Below are 17,824 nucleotides of genomic sequence, written 5' to 3'. Positions count from 1 at the left end.
GCTGTCCTTCTTTCACTTCATGATTCATTCAAATCCAAATGATCCTTCAAATCACTCTGTACTTTTTGTTTTTCTTCTTCAGGAACGATGTAGTAGTAGATACCACCCAGTTTGGTACCCTCACCGGCAATCTGGCTTTGAGAGATATCTTTTGTCGCCGATTTGTAGTTCTTCTGAATATCAACCATCTCATCAAGAGTAAGATTTGTTTTCACATTTTCCCCAATGGCTCCGAAGATATCGCCATAGTTCCATAGGGATGACACGCTCGCACCCTCTTTAATGACGGCTTGGATCACCTGGCGCTGTCTTGCCTGACGGCCGAAGTCACCACGTGGATCTTCATAACGCATACGGGAATAAGCAAGGGCTTCTTTCCCACTTAATGATAATGAACCTTCTTTGAACGTATACCCCTCGTAATTAAAAGTAAAATCATTCTGAACAGTTACTCCGCCTACAGCATCAACAATATCTCTGAATCCTTCCATATTGATCTTTGCATAGTAATCAATCGGTATATCAAGGAATTCTTCAACTGTATCCATCGTCATTTCTACACCACCGAAGGCATAAGCATGGTTGATTTTATCATCCACTCCTTTTCCTACGATTTCGACGCGGGTGTCACGAGGTATACTAATCATTTTAGTTGTTTTCTCGTGGGGGTTTACAGTCACCACAATCATAGAGTCAGATCGGCCTCTGTCGCCGTCTCTTTCATCTACCCCTAATAGGAGCACAGAGAATGGATGTTTCTTCTCAAACTTCACTTCCTCTGTCCGCTTCTCCGATTTAGGTCTGTCAATGTTCTCGTTCATCGTTTCAGCCGTTTTATTCAGTGAATGATAAATGGAATACGCATATCCTCCACCAGCTAACAGTAAAAGGATAAAGACAATCCCAACGACTTTCGGCCACTTGCGTTTTCTTTTTTTGTTGTGTTTATCTGCTCTCAAAATATTTCCCACCTATAAATAATGAATTTTACACATATGAAAAATATACTAGAAATAAAGGCAAAAGGGAATACATTAGTAAAATTTTGTCTCTTTTTGTCAGAAGTATTAGAAATCAGAAATCAATTGTCAACTTCCTCTCAAAAAGTTGGATTTATTTGGTATTATTAGAGTAGAGTAAACATAAGGAGGGGAATCATTTGATCAAAAAAATCGGCATAACCATCTTATTAATCATCCTTGCATTCAGCTTGTTAAGGTTGTACACAGCAAAGGCAAATGTAAACCGAATAAGTGGAGAAAATCGCTTTGATACCGCCGTACAGATTTCGTTAAGAGGATGGAATCAGTCCGACACGGTTGTGCTGGCAAACGGACAAACGTTTCCCGATGCCCTTGCAGGGGGACCGCTTGCCTATAAAATGGGCGCACCAATTCTACTAACCTACAAAAATCGCCTGCCTTCTGAAACAAAAGAAGAAATTGAGCGTTTACAGGTGAAGCATATATACATATTAGGTGGAACCGGCGCAATTGATGCAACCATTGAAACCGAATTGAAAAAGAAAGATATGAAGGTTACAAGAATCGGAGGAGACGACCGTTTCCAAACGGCCGCCAAAATCGCCAGCTACTTACCTTCTAATAAGGCAATCGTAGCCAACGGGCGGAACTTCCCGGATGCATTGGCCGTGGCTCCATACGCCGCCAAGAATGGTATTCCGATCGTATTGACGGAATCCAGTACACTGCCTTCATCCACCAAAAAGATTACAGATCAAAAAGCAGAGACCACAATAGTCGGAGGTAACGGAGTGATCTCTGCGAATGTCGAATCAAAGCTCCCAGGCACAACCAGATATGGCGGAGTCGACCGCTATGAAACCGCCAGGAACATCATAGAAGGGCTTCCGATGGAAAAGGAAAGGGCTTATGTAGCAACGGGGACAAACTTCGCAGATGCCTTATCGGGGTCAGTGCTGGCAGCGAAAGAAAACTCACCTATTCTATTAGTGAAGAAAGAGGCTATTCCTTCACCAATGAAGAGCCTGGTAAGCTCTTACGATTCTTTATATATTCTTGGAGGGATCAACGCCGTTTCAACAGTTGTGCAGGAGAAATTAACCGGCAGCTTAGTAGAGTTCCGATTCCAAGGAGTTCATGTCAATGCCACAGAAGAATTACTGCGCTCTTCTTTAGGTGATCCCCAACGAGTCGATGAAAGCAGATTCAGCTTCGATTGGTATGTTTATAATCAGGATCCCAAGAAGTACATCCAATACGGTGTATTTAAAGGAGTAGTGGTGGCTGTCTATTCCAATTCGGATAGCTGGGTATCCCAATCAGGACTTAAGCTTGGTCTGAGCAAAACAGAAGTAGAAGCCAAAATGAACCAAATAGGCGCCATTCATAATCAGGCCAATGATTATGATTACGATGAAATGCTTATTCGAGCCTATTATGATAAAAATGATGGAAATACACTTTCCGGAGTCTTACTCATGAGAGAAGATTTCACGATAACCAATCCGGACGTGAACGAAACAGAATTAAGAAACAGCATGGAGAAGCAGATTCTCGACCAGGCAAATGCATTACGGGCAAGACACCTAGTGGCTCCTCTTCAGGCAGATGTAAAAGCTCAAGAAGTAGCAAGAGCACATAGCAAAGACATGGCCATAAGAAATTTCTTTAGTCATGATAACCCGGATGGTCTATCCTCCTTTCAGAGAATGGACCAGGCTGGCATCTCCTACTCATCAGCAGGGGAAAACATCGCTGCGGGTCAGTTCAATGCCATTGCGGTCCACGATGCCTGGGTCAACTCACCCGGCCATCGTCAGAACATCCTGAGTCCCCTCTTCAAGAAGCTGGGTACAGGCGTATACTTCGGCGGTGAGTACGGAGTTTATTATACGCAGGATTTCTATACACCATAAAAAGAACCCGGTGACATATGTGTCATCGGGTTCTACTATTCTACAATTCATAAAATCTCTTAAATCCATCAAACTTCGATTTCCAATAAGAGTTACTCAAACTGGTAACCTGGACACCGTTGTCCCCGGCATGAATGAATTCATTGTTTCCGATATAAATGCCTAAGTGAGAAATGCCTTTTTTATATGTATTTTCGAAGAATACAAGGTCACCCGGCTGTGGTGTATTCACGTAATAGGAGCGACTGTAGTAACCTTCGCTGGATAGACGCTTTACACTTTTGGCACCGGCTTCTTTAAAGACATAATAGATGAAGCCGCTGCAATCAAAGCCGCCGGCGGATGAGCCTCCCCACACATAAGGGGTGCCCATATGAGACGTTGCCTCACTTAATAATCTATCAACGGAAAAGGAAGAAGATTGGCTTGGTGCCGGTGCTGAAGGAGGTTTGACTGTCTGAGCCGTTCCCTTCACCTTCAGGACCTGTCCGATGCGAAGGAAGTCGCTCGAAAGGTTATTCCAACTTCTTAAGTCACTTACACTTACACCGTATGCAGCACCAATATGAGACAGGGTATCTCCCGACTTAACGGTATAGCTTGTCATTGAGCTGTCAGGTTTAGGAGGAGCAGGTTGTGCCGGTGCCGGACTGACAGGTGCAGGTTTAGCCCCTGATTTCGAGACTTTCAGGACTTGTCCAATCGATAAGAAATCACTCGAAAGTCCATTCCAACTTTTCAATTGAGCTACCGTCACCCCAAACTTCATTCCAATATGAGACAACGTATCCCCTGACTGAACCGAGTAGCTTGTCATCGAACTCTCCTGTTTAGGTGGAGCTGGAGCAGGACTGCTCGGTGCAGGTTTGGAACCCGCTTTCGATACTTTCAACACCTGCCCGGGATAGATCAGATGATTACTCAAACCATTCCAGCTCATTAAATCAGAAAGGGAAATCGAATGCTTACCGGCGATCTGTCCCAGTGTATCCCCGGACTTGATCGTATACGTTTTAGCGTTCGTTTGCCCTGTGTTTTGCTTCGGAGGCGCCGGCGCTTGTGGAGCTTGGGTACCGCTAGCGGCAACCTTTAATACCTGATTAGGAAAAATCATTTCCGACTGCAGCTTGTTCCAGCTCTTTAAGTTGGAAACGCTTGTGTCATATTTGTTTGCGATCAACCACAGGGAGTCGCCTGATTCCACCTTGTGAGTGCTTGCCGAGGCATAGCTAACAAACGAAGAGGAGAGAACAGCCGTAGCTGCTACAGAAACCAATGTCTTTTTCACGTACACTTCTCCTTTATTGTCATAGTTTGATAGATAATACCGTCATTTTATCACATAATTTGGTGAAAAAAACTAAATTATTCCTTAAATAGTAAAAATTTAATCCTTTTCCACTAGGAAGTCGGTGATTCCTTTGGCCCATGCTGTGTGTCCCTGATCATTCGGACTGCTTACATCATCCAAAAACGTTTTGATTTCTTCATCTTCAACATCGGGCCAGTTGGACCAGTGGTCGATAAAAGGAATATCATTCTCTTCCGCGTACTCTTGAATTTCAGAAACTTGTGCCGCATAATTCGCCGGCTGATAAATGGGCTGTGGGGGTGTAAGCACAAAAGCTGATCCTGGTGATAACTCTTTTACCTCATCTATTATCGTGCTGATGCTTTGAAGAGTGTCCTCAATCGTAACGTTTCCGTTATCTGTGAACACAAACGGCTCAAAAATGACGAGTCCGGGTTGTAATTCCCCAACTTCTTCATATCTCTCCTCACGAACGAACTCAAGTGTATTGGTTTCAAAAGAAAGACTTTCGATTGAAACAGTGTCCCCGTACTCTTCTTCTAAAGCTTCGGCCACCTTGTCATTCCATCCCTCTTCAATGGAATCCATTTCGGTTGACCCCATTAGAACAATATTAAAGGGTTCTCCAGCATCCAGCTTCTCTTTATAAAGGGAACGGGCATCTTCCGGCCAATTGACTATAGTAGATAGATACTCCCCTTCTTCTGTTCCAAGCGATGATAAATCATCTTTCTGAGTTTGCTGTTTTCTCTCAGGACTTGAAGACGAATCAGCAGACGTAGAACCCGACGTCATCGACTTCCAGTGAAGATTTCCATACACGATAACCCCACCACATAATATAAGTAGGAAAAATATTAAGACTTTTTTCATTACGAACCTCCTATGAATATTGAACTTGGAAAATGGAACCAAATCCGAATAGCCCCTTCCAATAATAAACAATCTATTGTTTAATAGATATGTAACAAAAGATTTCAATTCTATTAAAATTATGACAAGATTCCCTAAAAATAACAAGAACTTATGATATAATATGACGAGATTTTTATTTTTGAAGAAATGTAGGAGGCTATCATGGAAGAAACCATCAGTTTAAAAGAGCTCATTCAGACGTTGAAGAAACGCATGAGTCTCATCATCATACTGACCCTTATGGCAGTATTGGTTAGTGCGGCAATCAGTTATTTTTTCCTCACACCAATCTATCAATCGTCCACTCAATTGCTCGTGAATAAATCGAAAGACGACCAACAGTCATTTAATGTAGGGGAAGTGCAAACCAACCTGCAGTTAATCAATACGTATAATGTCATTATGAAGAGCCCGGCTATTCTGGATATTGTTATTGATGATCTTAAATTAGATATTACGACTAAAGAGTTAAATGAGAAAATTATGGTCCAAAGTGAAAAGGATTCACAAGTCGTTAACATCTCAGTTGAGGATGAAGACCCTCAGCAAGCAGCGGCCATCGCGAATAAGATTGCCGAAGTCTTCCAGACAGAAATTGTGAAAATCATGAACGTGGATAATGTGAGCATCCTTGCAAAGGCAGAACTTGGAGAAAACCCATCTCCCATTAAACCTCAACCCCTATTAAATATTGCTATAGCATTGGTAGTTGGTTTAATGGCCGGAGTCGGACTTGCATTCTTATTAGAATTCTTGGACAACACAGTCAAAACAGAGCAAGATATTGAGAAAGGTCTCGAGCTTCCTGTACTAGGGGTGATCCCGACGATTACCGACAGTGAATTTCAGAAGGTAGCCCACCGCCAGGAAAGAACGTCAAGACGCAGAGGTGAAAGTGTCGGTGTTTAATAAACAGAAGAAATCAATGAATGCAAATATTCGTAAGCTTATAGCGAAAGTTAATCCGAAGTCTCCGGTATCGGAGCAATACCGTACGATTCGTACGAATATCCAATTCTCATCCGTCGATCAAGAGTACCGATCGATCATGGTATCATCAGCTGGCCCCGGGGAAGGAAAGTCCACAACGGCCGCAAACTTAGCCGTCGTCTTTGCCCAGCAGGGTAAGGCCGTCCTTCTTGTTGATGCAGATATGAGAAAGCCAACGGTTCACTATACGTTTAACTTCCCTAACACGACGGGATTAACGAATATTCTATCAAGACAAGTGACCCTAAAAGAAGCCGTTAAAGACAGCGGCGTGGACAAACTTCATATTCTTTCGAGCGGTCCGGTGCCTCCGAATCCGGCGGAGCTTCTTAGTTCTAGAGCGATGGAGAACTTCTTTGAAGAAGCTTATAAAGAATATGACTTGATTCTATTTGATACGCCACCAGTACTGGTAGTAACAGATGCACAGATCATGGCAAACCACTGTCACGGAAGCATTCTTGTGGTTTCAAGCGGGAAAACAGAAATGGATCCGGCAAAGAAAGCGAAGGAGCTTCTACAATCAACAAAAGGAAAACTGCTAGGATGCGTCCTTAATAATAAGAAAGCTTCAGAAACAGACTATTATTACTATTACGGAAACTAAATGGAATTCGACAAAATTCACCCCTTTACAAATATACCTAGTGGTGTAAAATGGTAATCGGTGTAAAAATAAGTCGAAAGAACTAGAAAAAGGAGGAGTTAGTAGTGATTGACATTCATAGCCATATCCTTCCAGGGGTAGACGACGGAGCCAATACGATCTACGACAGTATCGACATGGCAAAGCAAGCTGTCTCAGAAGGGATCCATACAATCATTGCGACTCCTCATCACCGTAATGGAAAATACGACAACGTGAAGTCAGACATCCTTCCACTTGTGAAAGAAGTGAATGATAGGTTAAGAGAAGAACAGATCAACTTGGAAGTTCTTCCGGGGCAGGAATGCCGGATTTATGGTGAAATTTTAGAAGATTACCAAAAGGGTGACATATTAACACTAAACCAAGTATCCCAATATCTTTTTGTTGAATTCCCATCAAGTTCAGTTCCAAGATATGCGGAAAAGCTTCTCTACGACATTCAGGTAGCAGGTCTGACTCCTGTCATCGTTCATCCCGAACGGAATGCCGAGCTGATCGAGCGACCGGAAAAGCTTTACAAGCTAGTACAAGGTGGAGCAGCTACACAGCTAACCGCATCCAGTCTTACAGGGTACTTCGGCAAAAACATCCAGAAGTTCTCACAGCAAATGATCCAAGCCAACCTAACACACTTCATCGCATCAGACGCACATAACATACGCAATCGCACCTTCAAAATGGAAGAAGCGATGGACTTTATAGAGAAAAAGTACGGGATAGACATGGTCTATTACTTTACAGAAAATGCAGAATTGCTGATAGATGGGAAAAATATTCATAAAGAAATCCCTGAGTTGATCAAGAAAAAGAAGTTCCTGGGAATCTTCTAACAGAATCAACATAAAGGTAATCCTAAGGTACTATTGTCGTTGGTAGATCAGAAACAAAAGGTTGCACACAGACAACAGTAGAATTTTGGGAATGTCTCCTTACCGTTACCATTGGAGGCACTCGGTCACACCGTGGGTGAAGAGGAAATGCTTTAACCTTAGACGCTTGTCGTCGGTGGTGGGATGTGAGGAAGGGTTAGATGCCCAATTAATTATTTTATCAAAAAGAAGTAAAGAAAAACATTGAAAACGCTTTATTTTGCGGTCGATTCAGGTTCCAATTGGATACCTAATGAAAAAACATTTGGAAATGGTGTTTTTTCATTAGGTATTTATTATGTCGTTATGACAATTCAAGAGAAAAAGGAGAAGGTTATGAACATAGCAGTAGTTGGTACAGGATATGTTGGGTTAGTAACTGGTACGTGTTTATCAGAAATTGGTCACCATGTAACGTGTATAGATATAGATGAAGTCAAGGTCAATTCAATGAGAGAAGGAATTTCCCCAATCTATGAACCAGGCTTGGACGAGTTGATGAAGAAGAATATCGATAACAATCGTTTAGCCTTCACGATCAAGCACTCTGAAGCATTTCAATCAGCTGATGTTATTTACATTGCAGTAGGAACTCCCGAGAAAGAGGATGGGTCGGCGAATCTCGCTTTCGTTGAGCAAGTAGCAATTGATATTGCAACCGGAATAACAGCTGATGTGATTGTTGTAACGAAAAGTACAGTGCCAGTTGGAACGAATCATTGGATTAAGGATACGATTCAAGAGCACTTAGTTCATCCGGTAAAAGTAGAAATCGTCTCAAATCCAGAATTCCTACGTGAAGGTGCAGCCATCTATGACTCTTTCCACGGTGACCGAATCGTTGTTGGGGCGGATAATCCAACCGCAGCGGATGTCATCGAAGAAATCAACAAACCATATGGTATCCCAGTGTTTAAGACAGATATCCGAAGTGCAGAAATGATCAAGTATGCTGCCAATGCTTTCTTAGCAACAAAGATCAGCTTCATCAACGAGATATCCAACATTTGTGAGAGAGTGGAAGCAAATGTAGAAGATGTAGCGGTGGGGATGGGATTAGATAACCGTATCGGCTCACAATTCCTAAACGCTGGAATTGGGTATGGGGGTTCATGCTTCCCGAAAGATACAAAAGCACTTGTTCAGATTGCCGGTAACGTAGAATACGACTTCGAACTATTAAAAGGAGTCATTGAAGTAAATAAGAAACAGCAAAGCATCCTACTAACGAAACTAGAAGATCGTTTCAATAGTTTAGAAGGTAAAAAGATTGCAGTACTGGGCTTAGCCTTCAAACCAAACACAGACGATATGCGAGAAGCAGCCTCTATTCCAATGATAAACCATTTAATTGAAAAAGGAGCTAGTGTCATTGCTTATGATCCTGTAGCAATGGAACAAGCAAAAAAAAGCATCCATTATGATGTGATATTTGCAACCTCAACGGAAGAGGCACTAATAGATGCTGACGCAACACTTATCCTAACAGAATGGTCAGAATTCAAAGACCTAAATATAGATATTTTCAAGTCAACCATGAAACAACCGATTATCTTCGACGGTCGTAACTGTTATGAAATCGAAGAAATGAATGACAAAGGGATCGAGTACTACTCAATGGGAAGACCAGCTGTAAATACGAAAGAAAAAGCTGGCGTTTAAAAATCAGAGGGGGACTATAATATGAAAAAAGTAAGAAAAGCCATTATTCCAGCTGCTGGATTAGGAACTCGTTTCTTACCGGCTACGAAAGCAATGCCGAAAGAAATGTTACCAATTGTAGATAAACCAACAATTCAGTACATAGTAGAGGAAGCCATTGCTTCTGGAATTGAAGACATCATTATTGTAACTGGAAAAGGGAAACGTGCAATCGAGGACCATTTCGATCTTGCTCCAGAACTAGAAAGAAACTTAGAGGAAAAAGGAAAATTAGATTTATTAGAAAAAGTTCAGCATTCTAGTAACCTTGTAAACATTCATTATATCCGCCAAAAAGAACCTAAAGGATTAGGTCATGCGGTTTGGTGTGCCAGAAACTTCATTGGAGACGAGCCATTTGCTGTGTTACTTGGTGATGACATCGTTGTTAGTGAAACACCTTGTGTCAAACAACTAATCAATCAATATGAAGAAACAGGTTCTTCTGTTATCGGAGTACAAACGGTTGAATACAACCAGACCAACCGATATGGAATAATCGACCCTGAGGCAAAAGAAGATAGGAGATACCAGGTTAAAAATTTTGTGGAAAAACCAGCAATAGGAACAGCTCCGTCAAACTTGGCAATAATGGGACGTTACTTGCTTACTCCAGAAATATTTGCTCTTCTTGAAGACCAAGAGACAGGAGCTGGTGGTGAGATTCAGCTAACGGATGCAATTCAAAAGTTAAATGAGAAGCAAATGGTGTATGCATTTGACTTTAGAGGTAAACGGTATGATGTTGGAGAAAAAATTGGATTCGTAAAAACAACTATTGATTTTGCCTTAGAAAACGCAGAGATAGGTCCAGAAATATTAGAGTATATTACTAAGCTTACAAATAACAGAATTCACGCTTAAGAAAGGTGAGGAAAGATGAGGGAAACTTCACATTTGGTTTTAACTAGTATTGATCCAAAGATAAAGAGAAGTTTGGTTACCCATCAGACTTATGAAAAGAGAAAGCGAATAATTGACTTTATTGGATCACTGATAGGTATTGTTATTTTAAGCCCATTATTCATAATTGTTGCTATTCTTATTAAATCCGAAGACCCTAAGGGAAAAGTTTTTTTCTCTCAAAAAAGAGTAGGGTTGAATGGTAAGGAATTTGTTATGTTTAAATTTCGTTCAATGATTCATAATGCTGAGGAACGACTTGAAGCATTATTGAAATATAATGAAGTTTCTGGGGCGATGTTTAAAATGAAGGAAGATCCTAGAATAACTAAGGTAGGGAAATTTATTCGCAAAACTTCAATAGACGAATTACCTCAACTATTTAATGTATTAATTGGGAATATGAGTTTAGTAGGTCCTAGACCGCCCCTAGTTAGAGAGGTGAAAGAATATAATGAGTACCATAAACAAAGATTATTAGTCAAACCAGGTTGTACAGGGTTATGGCAAGCAACAGCAAGAAATAATGTTGGGTTTAGTGAAATGGTTGAACTTGACATAAAATATATCAAGGAAAGATCTATTTTATTTGATATTAAAATAATATTCTTGACGATAAAAACTTTAATTAAAGGGAAAGCATATTAATGAACCTGAGTACTGAAAATAAAATAGTAGTTTCTATTTGTATACTGATAGTACCAATTATGTATGCATTAATATATATAATATCAAAATATAATGTTGAAACTGGAACTCTTTATTTATTACTAATTACATTTGTAGGTGTTGTCACTTTTTTTATATCTAACAAATCTACTTTTCTGTATTGCTTATTATTTGGAACTCTTGCATTTAATATTGAATATCCTATAATTTCTGAAGGATTAGGATATGATGTCTTACACATCGGTGGGTTAAGAGCTGCAATTGTTCTAAACCACTTCCAAATAATAATTATTAGTCTTTTTCTGTATAACTTTTTTGTTGGAGAATCAGTTCAAGGATCATTAGTCTATAGAAAAAGTAATAGAAAAATCAATCTATTGCTTTTCTTTTTTGTAATAACCGCGTTATTTTCTACAATTTTTTCTGTTAATATTCTTGCTTCTCTCTATATCTTATTAAGGTATCTTACTTTACTTTTACTCGCACACATTTTGCTGAAAAATAATATCTTTAAAACTTTAGAATACATAGTTCTAGGTTTGATAGTAATTGTTTCCAGTCAGACCCTTATAAGTATAATTCAATATCTAACAGATAGTTATGCTGGCTTTAGAATTTTAGGAGAAAGCTACGAGCCATTTAGAGCAACTTCTTTAATAGATGAATCAGAAAAGGGAGTAAGTGGTACTTTATCACACCCAGGAATTATGGGTCTCTTTTTATCATTGACTGTCCCACTTCAAGTTTACTTTTTCCTATCTAAAAAAGATTATAAGTATAAAAAAATTAGGTTTGTTTCTTTTATACTAACAATTATTTTAGTAATTCTAACTGCTTCAAGAACATCGTTTGCTATAACACTTTTTTCTATGATCTCAATGTGGAGTTTTAACTTACTTCTCAAAAAATCAATAAAAAAAGCTACATTACTAATAGTTGTAATAACTTTCATTCCATTACTTTCAATTTTTTTATACTCACTATTTGAGTTGGGGATAATTGAGAGATTTACAAACAGTGACTTTATATATCAAATATTTTATAGGAATGATTTAAACATCTTAGCCTTATCTGTTTACGAAGAATCTTCCAAAAATATTATTCTTGGAACTGGATTAAATGCTTATACCGATGTAATCTCCTCACGGGGAAGTGGATTTGCATTTGAACACCCAGTGCATAATTTTTTTCTACTTTTATTAGTAGAAGGGGGATTATTACACTTCCTAAGTATAGCAGTGATTGTACTTTATATTGTAATTATATTAATTAAGAATATTATTAATGGGAAACAAAAGTTTTTGGCATTTACATTATTCTTAACCTTAATAATTTCTTTTGTTTATAATATGTTCGGTTGGGCTATGTATCATAATCAAAATACCTATCTGATTACAATAATATTAATTCTTTCCTATCAAGTTGGGAATTTAGAGGGTGGAGACAATGAGTAAAACGTATTTAGGCTATTATGGAATGTTGAATCTTGGTGACGATTTAATGCTTAAAACTATTTTAGACTCTAACGTTAATGAGGAAATTAACGTAATACAGTTTAAGGATAATCCTATCACTGGTAAAGAACAAGGAGTAAATTACTATACTTGGCCAAAAAGAAGGCTAGAAAAAATTAAATTCGCCTTAAATTTTATAAGTAAATCAAAAGAGTTAATTTGGGGAGGAGGCACGTGTTTTACTGATGAAGATGGTGATGGATTTTTTAAATACATGATTCTCGGGAAATTATTGGGTAAAAAAATAAAATACAAAGCCATTGGAGTAGGTAATTTAAATAGGTTTTCAAGAAGAATGAAGACAAAGATATTACTTAATATCGCAGATGAAATCACAGTAAGAGATGAGAAATCTTTATACAGAACATTAAAATTAATTAAAAATAAAGGTAAAGTCAAAAAAGAAGAAGACTTAGCAATAAAAAGTGTAAAGAACTACATTTCAAATAATATTGTTATTAATAATAAAGAAGAACCTTTTTTAGCAGTGGGTTGGAGAAATTTAACCAGGTATAACTGTAATAAGTGGAATGATTCCGATTTCGTTATAGAGAGAATATTGAACACGTGCAAGGAACAAAAAATAAAGAAAATAGTCATTTTTGATGTTGATTCATACTTTGATAAAGATACAAATAATGTGATTTTTAATAAATTAAAACAAAATAAATTAGATATTAGCTATGATAAAACAACAAACATGAATGAAAAAATTGAAATAATTTGTAAATCTAAATTTGTTTTCACATCGCGTTTACATGTAGCAGTTATTGCAGAAGAAGCTGGTATTAATTGTCTAGCTTTAAATTATTCTCCTAAAATAAGATACTATGCTGAAGAAGTAAATAGTAAATATATAGAAGTAGTTGAATGTAATTGAAATTAATTATTTTATATTTATTTCAATTTCTCACTGTTTTAGCTGGTTTTTTCTATCAAATTGTTCTTGCTGAAAATTCTTCTACTGAAATTTATGGAATAATAAATATTATTTTAACTTCGGTTATTATTTTTGGGACTTTGGGATCGTTTGGGATCGGTCCGAATATATTGAGGATATTCCATAAATATAATTTATCATCATCAGTTAATCATTTATTTAAATTATTAATAATAACAAGTTCAGTTGCTTGCGTATTATTTCTGGCATATTTATGTATTAGTATTGATGGATTTTCACCAATAATTTTATTTTTTTCTTTACTCTTGCTGTTTACTAGAATTTTCACACCAGTTACAGAGGCTTATTTTCAAATTACTGACAATATGATGTCTTTAGTATTATTAAGATTTTATCAGCAATTTTCAAGGTTATTAGCGGTAATTCTTTTGGTTGTTTTTGGATTAAACGGGGAGTATTTTTTAATATTTGCTGGTATGCTTTCTTTGCTTTCAATAATTGTATCATTAGTAATCTTTAAAAAGCTAACTTTGAAAAATAATAAAAAAGTTAATACATTATTTAGTAATTTGAAGACCGCTTTTACTTTTACTGTTCCATATGCAGGTGCAAGTATATATTATCAATTGTATTTTCAGGTTAATATAATTATTTTTGGAGTATATAAATTAAACGAAGAGGCAGCATATTATTCAGCAGTATTTAACTTTATTAGTGTAGTAAGTGTTTTTCTTTTACTTTATTTTCAGACATATAAATTGCCAAAAATTCATCAGAATTATAACTTTGGATACATTAATCAATATAAAAAGAAGATTATATTATTATCACTTCTTTCAATTCCACCAACTCTTATTGTAAGTTTGTTTAGTGAAAACATTTTTAATATCGTGTATAGTGGAGAATTAATTAATTCTTATTCTTTCTTTTCTTTTATGATCTTTTTTATTCCACTTAGGATATTAATAAATGGATTCGGCTCTATATTGATAAATGAAGCCACAGTTATAAAAAAATCAATAATACAAAGGTATGCAGCAATTATTTCCATAGTATTAGGGTTTCTATTTATTAAAATATGGGGAATTGATGGAGCAATATTGTCATTTTTTATAGTAGAAGCCTATATATTAATAAGCTTTACTAAAATAGTTAATAGAACAATAAAAAATTTGAGGAGTATTATTTAATTATGGAGTTTTTAATTTGGGGGAAATATCAATCTAGAGCAGAACGATTGTCAAATCATATAAATTGTAATATTCATTATATTCATTCTGAAAAAACGTTGTTAGTAAGGTATCTAATAAGTTTAGTAGAGTCTTTTAGGATTATAATTAAAGCTAAAAGAAAAGAATTTATATTCCAACTCCCACCAAATTTAATAGTGTATATTTTCCCTATAATAAAATTATTATGGAGAGAATCTTATATTGTTTTGGATATGCATAACGGGGCAACTCGAGGAGCATGGGGGAAACTCCCATTTGTGTGGACTATTATCAACAAGTATTCAGATTTGACTCTGGTTCATAATGAAGACTATTTAGACGAATTAATTAAAATAGGTTTAATAACGAGTAATAAAATCGAGGTTTTACCAGATCCTCCTGCTGATAATCAAGTCGAAGAGCTCCTAATAAATGATCATGAATTTATTAGGGAAAACAAAATAAATATATTGATACCATGTTCTTATAATCCTGATGAACCATTAATGGAGATAATTAATTTGGCAGATTTAAATAAAGAGTTTAATATAATGCTAACTGGAAATAAAAATAAAGCATTAAAAATTCTAGCAGGAGTAACCATTCCTAAAAATATTACCTTTACTGGGTTTGTAAGTGCTGAAGAATATAAATTTCTTTTTCTAAATTCTGATGTGGTTATGGGGTTAACGAATAATGAGAATATACAACTTAGTGTATCTACTGAAAGCCTTTCTCTTAACAAACCAGCTATTTTATCTAATACTCAAACTTTAAAGAAAATTTACCCTAAGGGATATTTGTTTACAGACAATAATGCTACTGATATGGCGAAAACCATTTATAAGTATTTAGCTAACTATGCCGAATTATTAAAAGATAATAGTACAATTAGAGAAGAAAAAATATATTCTTGGAATGGTAAGTTAGAATCAATTAAGGCGGTGTATAGATTATGAATATATTATATACTTCCTCTACCGGTGGACATTTAGAGCAGTTAAAAATACTAATTAGAGAATTGGAATTTAATAATAATGTTAATAAATACGCATTAATAGAGAGAAGTCCTTTTGAAAATTCTTTTGACAAAGATTTAAGTGAAATATTCTATCTAGTCCAGCAAGATAGGAAGGAGAAATTATTTCTACTTAAACTAATACAAAACATCTCTATCTCAATTGTTACATTAATTAGAATAAGACCTAAATATGTAATTAGTACCGGTGCAGGAGCAACACTGCCGCTCATAATACTTTCGAAATTATTTGGTTCAAAAGTTATTTATATAGAAAGCTTAGCTAAAATAAACAATCTAACTATAACGGGAAGAGTCGCTAAGTTATTAGCCAACAGATTTTATGTTCAATGGCCGGAACTCGAAAGTAAAATACCAAATAGTATATATAAAGGAAGATTATATTGATATTTGTTACGTTAGGAACCCAGAGATTTCCTTTTTGTAGAATTATTAATCAAATAGAAAAAATGAGAAAATTATATGATGGTAAGATTGTGATCCAATGCGGATACACTAATTGTGATATAGATGGCGTTATCACTTATAAGTTTATGGACAGTGCTACTTTTATGGAATACATTAATGAAGCAAAAGTTGTTGTAACCCATGGAGGTACCTCAAGTATTATAAAATCAATCAATGCAAATAAAAAAGTTATAGCAGTACCTCGATTGCAAAAGTACAAGGAACACGTTGATAATCACCAATTAGAGATATGTGAAACGTTGGAAAATAAAGGGTATATTGCAGTATTAAATGAAGATGAAGAATTATATGAAAAAGTTGAGTTGGTGATTGATAATACTTATAATTCTTATGAAAGTGATAAGCTTGGCTTACTCTATGATATTACCGACTATATAAATAATAATAGAGGAAGTGGATTATGAAATTAGTACTTTTATCAGGAGGTTCAGGAAAGCGTCTATGGCCACTATCAAATGACGCTCGCTCTAAACAATTTCTAAAAGTTCTTGAAAGTAAAGAGAGTAATCCAGAGTCTATGGTTCAAAGAGTATGGAATCAGTTAACTAGTGTTGGTCTCAATGAATCCTCTGTAATTGCAACGAGCAAATCTCAGGTAGATATGATCCAAAGTCAAATTAACAATGAAGTAGGAATAGTTATTGAACCATGTCGGAGAGACACCTTTCCAGCAATTGCTCTAGCTGCTACTTACCTATACAGTGTGAAAAAAGCACCTTTAACAGAAGTAATATCAGTATTACCAGTTGACCCATACGTTGATGATGCATTCTTTGAAAGAGTAAAAGATCTTGAAGAAGTTATTAACAAGACTTATTCTGATCTAGCATTAATAGGTGTAGAACCAACTTATCCATCATCTAAGTATGGATATATTGTACCTAATGCAGCAGATTCACATCAAGAATATAGAGAAGTTAATCGTTTTACTGAAAAGCCTTCTGAAGCTGATGCGAAAAATTTAATTGCTCAAGGGGCTTTGTGGAACTGTGGAGTTTTTGCGTTCAAACTTAGTTATCTGATAGACATGTTGATTGAAAAAGGTTTGCCAACCGATTATGCTGATTTACTAGAACAATATGAGAGTCTTCCGAAAATCAGCTTTGATTATGAAGTAGTTGAGAAGGCGCAAAATATTGTAGTTTTACCTTATGAGGGTTATTGGAAAGATTTAGGTACTTGGAATACACTTACTGAAGAGATGAGCTCGAATCAAATTGGTAAAGGTGTTATTAGTGGAGAGTGTGAAAATACACATCTTATTAATGAACTAGATATTCCTGTTACGGTGATGGGAGTTTCTAATTTAGTAGTGGCAGCTAGTCCTGATGGAATATTAGTTTCAGAAAAGGAAGCTAGTCCAAGAATTAAAGAAGTGGTAGGACAATTTGAGAATAGACCAATGTATGAAGAAAGACGTTGGGGTTGGTACAAGGTTTTAGATCATACTAAGTTCGAAGATGGGAATGAGGTTCTCACTAAAAAGATTGGAATTGCTGCAGGTAAAAACTTAAGCTATCAATTCCATAATCTTCGAAAAGAAGTTTGGACGATCGTAAAAGGTGAAGGTGTTTTTGCATTGAATGGTAATCTTAGAGTTGTAAAACCAGGAGATGTATTACAGATAAACCAAGGAGACCATCACTCTCTAAAAGCAGTTTCTGAGCTAGAATTCATTGAGGTTCAAAGTGGGCAAGAACTCATTGAGGAAGACATTGTAAGAGTGTTTATGAAGTGGGAAGAAATTGAAGAAAAGTGTTACGAACTTACGAAATAAATGACTA

17 protein-coding genes are annotated in these 17,824 nt (G+C 36.4%); 14 read left to right on the top strand and 3 right to left on the bottom strand.

The window, feature by feature from the left end; genetic code table 11:
* Nucleotides 1-17: 17 nt before the first annotated feature.
* Nucleotides 18-959, bottom strand: a complete 942-nt coding sequence (gene tagU / locus ACXAF2_RS10620) for a polyisoprenyl-teichoic acid--peptidoglycan teichoic acid transferase TagU (protein WP_475138598.1) — start codon at nt 957-959, stop codon at nt 18-20.
* 200 nt (nt 960-1,159) lie between these two features.
* Here tagU and ACXAF2_RS10615 point away from each other — a divergent pair, with 200 nt between their 5' ends.
* The gene (locus tag ACXAF2_RS10615) at nt 1,160-2,899 is read left to right on the top strand and encodes a cell wall-binding repeat-containing protein (RefSeq protein ID WP_475138596.1); all 1,740 of its coding nucleotides are present in this window, start codon (nt 1,160-1,162) and stop codon (nt 2,897-2,899) included.
* A gap of 40 nt (nt 2,900-2,939) precedes the next feature.
* Here ACXAF2_RS10615 and ACXAF2_RS10610 read toward each other — a convergent pair whose 3' ends face one another.
* Complete coding sequence (locus tag ACXAF2_RS10610; protein WP_475138595.1) at nt 2,940-4,187, bottom strand: C40 family peptidase; 1,248 nt, start codon at nt 4,185-4,187, stop codon at nt 2,940-2,942.
* 99 nt (nt 4,188-4,286) lie between these two features.
* Complete coding sequence (locus ACXAF2_RS10605) at nt 4,287-5,084, bottom strand: SGNH/GDSL hydrolase family protein (RefSeq protein ID WP_475138593.1); 798 nt, start codon at nt 5,082-5,084, stop codon at nt 4,287-4,289.
* A gap of 204 nt (nt 5,085-5,288) precedes the next feature.
* Here ACXAF2_RS10605 and ACXAF2_RS10600 point away from each other — a divergent pair, with 204 nt between their 5' ends.
* The 13 genes from ACXAF2_RS10600 (at nt 5,289) to ACXAF2_RS10540 (ending at nt 17,817) form a co-directional block, all read left to right on the top strand.
* Nucleotides 5,289-6,035: a YveK family protein gene (locus ACXAF2_RS10600; RefSeq protein WP_475138592.1), complete on the top strand. Its 747-nt coding sequence runs from the start codon at nt 5,289-5,291 to the stop codon at nt 6,033-6,035.
* Between the two features lie 16 nt (nt 6,036-6,051).
* Nucleotides 6,052-6,723 (top strand): CpsD/CapB family tyrosine-protein kinase, encoded by a 672-nt coding sequence (locus tag ACXAF2_RS10595; protein ID WP_475139175.1) that lies wholly within the window; start codon nt 6,052-6,054, stop codon nt 6,721-6,723.
* Nucleotides 6,724-6,827: 104 nt separating this feature from the next.
* Nucleotides 6,828-7,595 (top strand): tyrosine-protein phosphatase, encoded by a 768-nt coding sequence (locus ACXAF2_RS10590; protein ID WP_475138590.1) that lies wholly within the window; start codon nt 6,828-6,830, stop codon nt 7,593-7,595.
* Nucleotides 7,596-7,970: 375 nt separating this feature from the next.
* Complete coding sequence (locus ACXAF2_RS10585) at nt 7,971-9,296, top strand: UDP-glucose dehydrogenase family protein (RefSeq protein ID WP_475138588.1); 1,326 nt, start codon at nt 7,971-7,973, stop codon at nt 9,294-9,296.
* A gap of 21 nt (nt 9,297-9,317) precedes the next feature.
* Nucleotides 9,318-10,199, top strand: coding sequence for a UTP--glucose-1-phosphate uridylyltransferase GalU (galU, locus tag ACXAF2_RS10580; RefSeq protein ID WP_475138586.1), 882 nt, complete (start codon nt 9,318-9,320; stop codon nt 10,197-10,199).
* Nucleotides 10,200-10,214: 15 nt separating this feature from the next.
* A complete protein-coding gene (locus tag ACXAF2_RS10575; protein WP_475138584.1) occupies nt 10,215-10,886 on the top strand; it encodes a sugar transferase in 672 nt (223 codons plus the stop codon).
* Nucleotides 10,886-12,361 (top strand): hypothetical protein, encoded by a 1,476-nt coding sequence (locus tag ACXAF2_RS10570; protein ID WP_475138582.1) that lies wholly within the window; start codon nt 10,886-10,888, stop codon nt 12,359-12,361. Before ACXAF2_RS10575 ends, ACXAF2_RS10570 begins: the two co-directional genes overlap by 1 nt.
* Entirely contained in the window at nt 12,354-13,301 is a 948-nt protein-coding gene (locus ACXAF2_RS10565; protein WP_475138580.1) for a polysaccharide pyruvyl transferase family protein, read from the top strand. The genes ACXAF2_RS10570 and ACXAF2_RS10565 overlap by 8 nt, the downstream gene beginning before the upstream one ends.
* Complete coding sequence (locus ACXAF2_RS10560; protein WP_475138578.1) at nt 13,298-14,512, top strand: oligosaccharide flippase family protein; 1,215 nt, start codon at nt 13,298-13,300, stop codon at nt 14,510-14,512. Before ACXAF2_RS10565 ends, ACXAF2_RS10560 begins: the two co-directional genes overlap by 4 nt.
* Before the next feature lie 2 nt (nt 14,513-14,514).
* On the top strand, nt 14,515-15,492 hold the full coding sequence (locus ACXAF2_RS10555; RefSeq protein ID WP_475138576.1) for a glycosyltransferase: 978 nt from the start codon (nt 14,515-14,517) through the stop codon (nt 15,490-15,492).
* Nucleotides 15,489-15,959, top strand: a complete 471-nt coding sequence (pssD, locus tag ACXAF2_RS10550; protein WP_475138575.1) for a PssD/Cps14F family polysaccharide biosynthesis glycosyltransferase — start codon at nt 15,489-15,491, stop codon at nt 15,957-15,959. Before ACXAF2_RS10555 ends, pssD begins: the two co-directional genes overlap by 4 nt.
* Entirely contained in the window at nt 15,956-16,444 is a 489-nt protein-coding gene (pssE, locus tag ACXAF2_RS10545; RefSeq protein WP_475138573.1) for a PssE/Cps14G family polysaccharide biosynthesis glycosyltransferase, read from the top strand. The genes pssD and pssE overlap by 4 nt, the downstream gene beginning before the upstream one ends.
* A complete protein-coding gene (locus ACXAF2_RS10540) occupies nt 16,441-17,817 on the top strand; it encodes a sugar phosphate nucleotidyltransferase (RefSeq protein WP_475138571.1) in 1,377 nt (458 codons plus the stop codon). The genes pssE and ACXAF2_RS10540 overlap by 4 nt, the downstream gene beginning before the upstream one ends.
* Nucleotides 17,818-17,824 lie beyond the last annotated feature (7 nt).

The organism is Rossellomorea sp. ABR4_004 (assembly GCF_056159585.1).
The sequence above is the reverse complement of the archived record's forward strand: the minus strand, read 5'-3'. Positions and strand labels throughout refer to the sequence as shown.

Bases quoted from the DNA above. Each gene is read 5' to 3' on its own strand.
- ACXAF2_RS10605 (WP_475138593.1), bottom strand. From the start codon at position 5,084: ATGAAAAAAGTCTTAATATTTTTCCTACTTATATTATGTGGTGGGGTT.
- ACXAF2_RS10600 (WP_475138592.1), top strand. From the start codon at position 5,289: ATGGAAGAAACCATCAGTTTAAAAGAGCTCATTCAGACGTTGAAGAAA.
- ACXAF2_RS10595 (WP_475139175.1), top strand. From the start codon at position 6,052: ATGAATGCAAATATTCGTAAGCTTATAGCGAAAGTTAATCCGAAGTCT.
- ACXAF2_RS10585 (WP_475138588.1), top strand. From the start codon at position 7,971: ATGAACATAGCAGTAGTTGGTACAGGATATGTTGGGTTAGTAACTGGT.
- galU (WP_475138586.1), top strand. From the start codon at position 9,318: ATGAAAAAAGTAAGAAAAGCCATTATTCCAGCTGCTGGATTAGGAACT.
- ACXAF2_RS10575 (WP_475138584.1), top strand. From the start codon at position 10,215: ATGAGGGAAACTTCACATTTGGTTTTAACTAGTATTGATCCAAAGATA.
- ACXAF2_RS10570 (WP_475138582.1), top strand. From the start codon at position 10,886: ATGAACCTGAGTACTGAAAATAAAATAGTAGTTTCTATTTGTATACTG.
- ACXAF2_RS10565 (WP_475138580.1), top strand. From the start codon at position 12,354: ATGAGTAAAACGTATTTAGGCTATTATGGAATGTTGAATCTTGGTGAC.
- ACXAF2_RS10555 (WP_475138576.1), top strand. From the start codon at position 14,515: ATGGAGTTTTTAATTTGGGGGAAATATCAATCTAGAGCAGAACGATTG.
- pssD (WP_475138575.1), top strand. From the start codon at position 15,489: ATGAATATATTATATACTTCCTCTACCGGTGGACATTTAGAGCAGTTA.
- ACXAF2_RS10540 (WP_475138571.1), top strand. From the start codon at position 16,441: ATGAAATTAGTACTTTTATCAGGAGGTTCAGGAAAGCGTCTATGGCCA.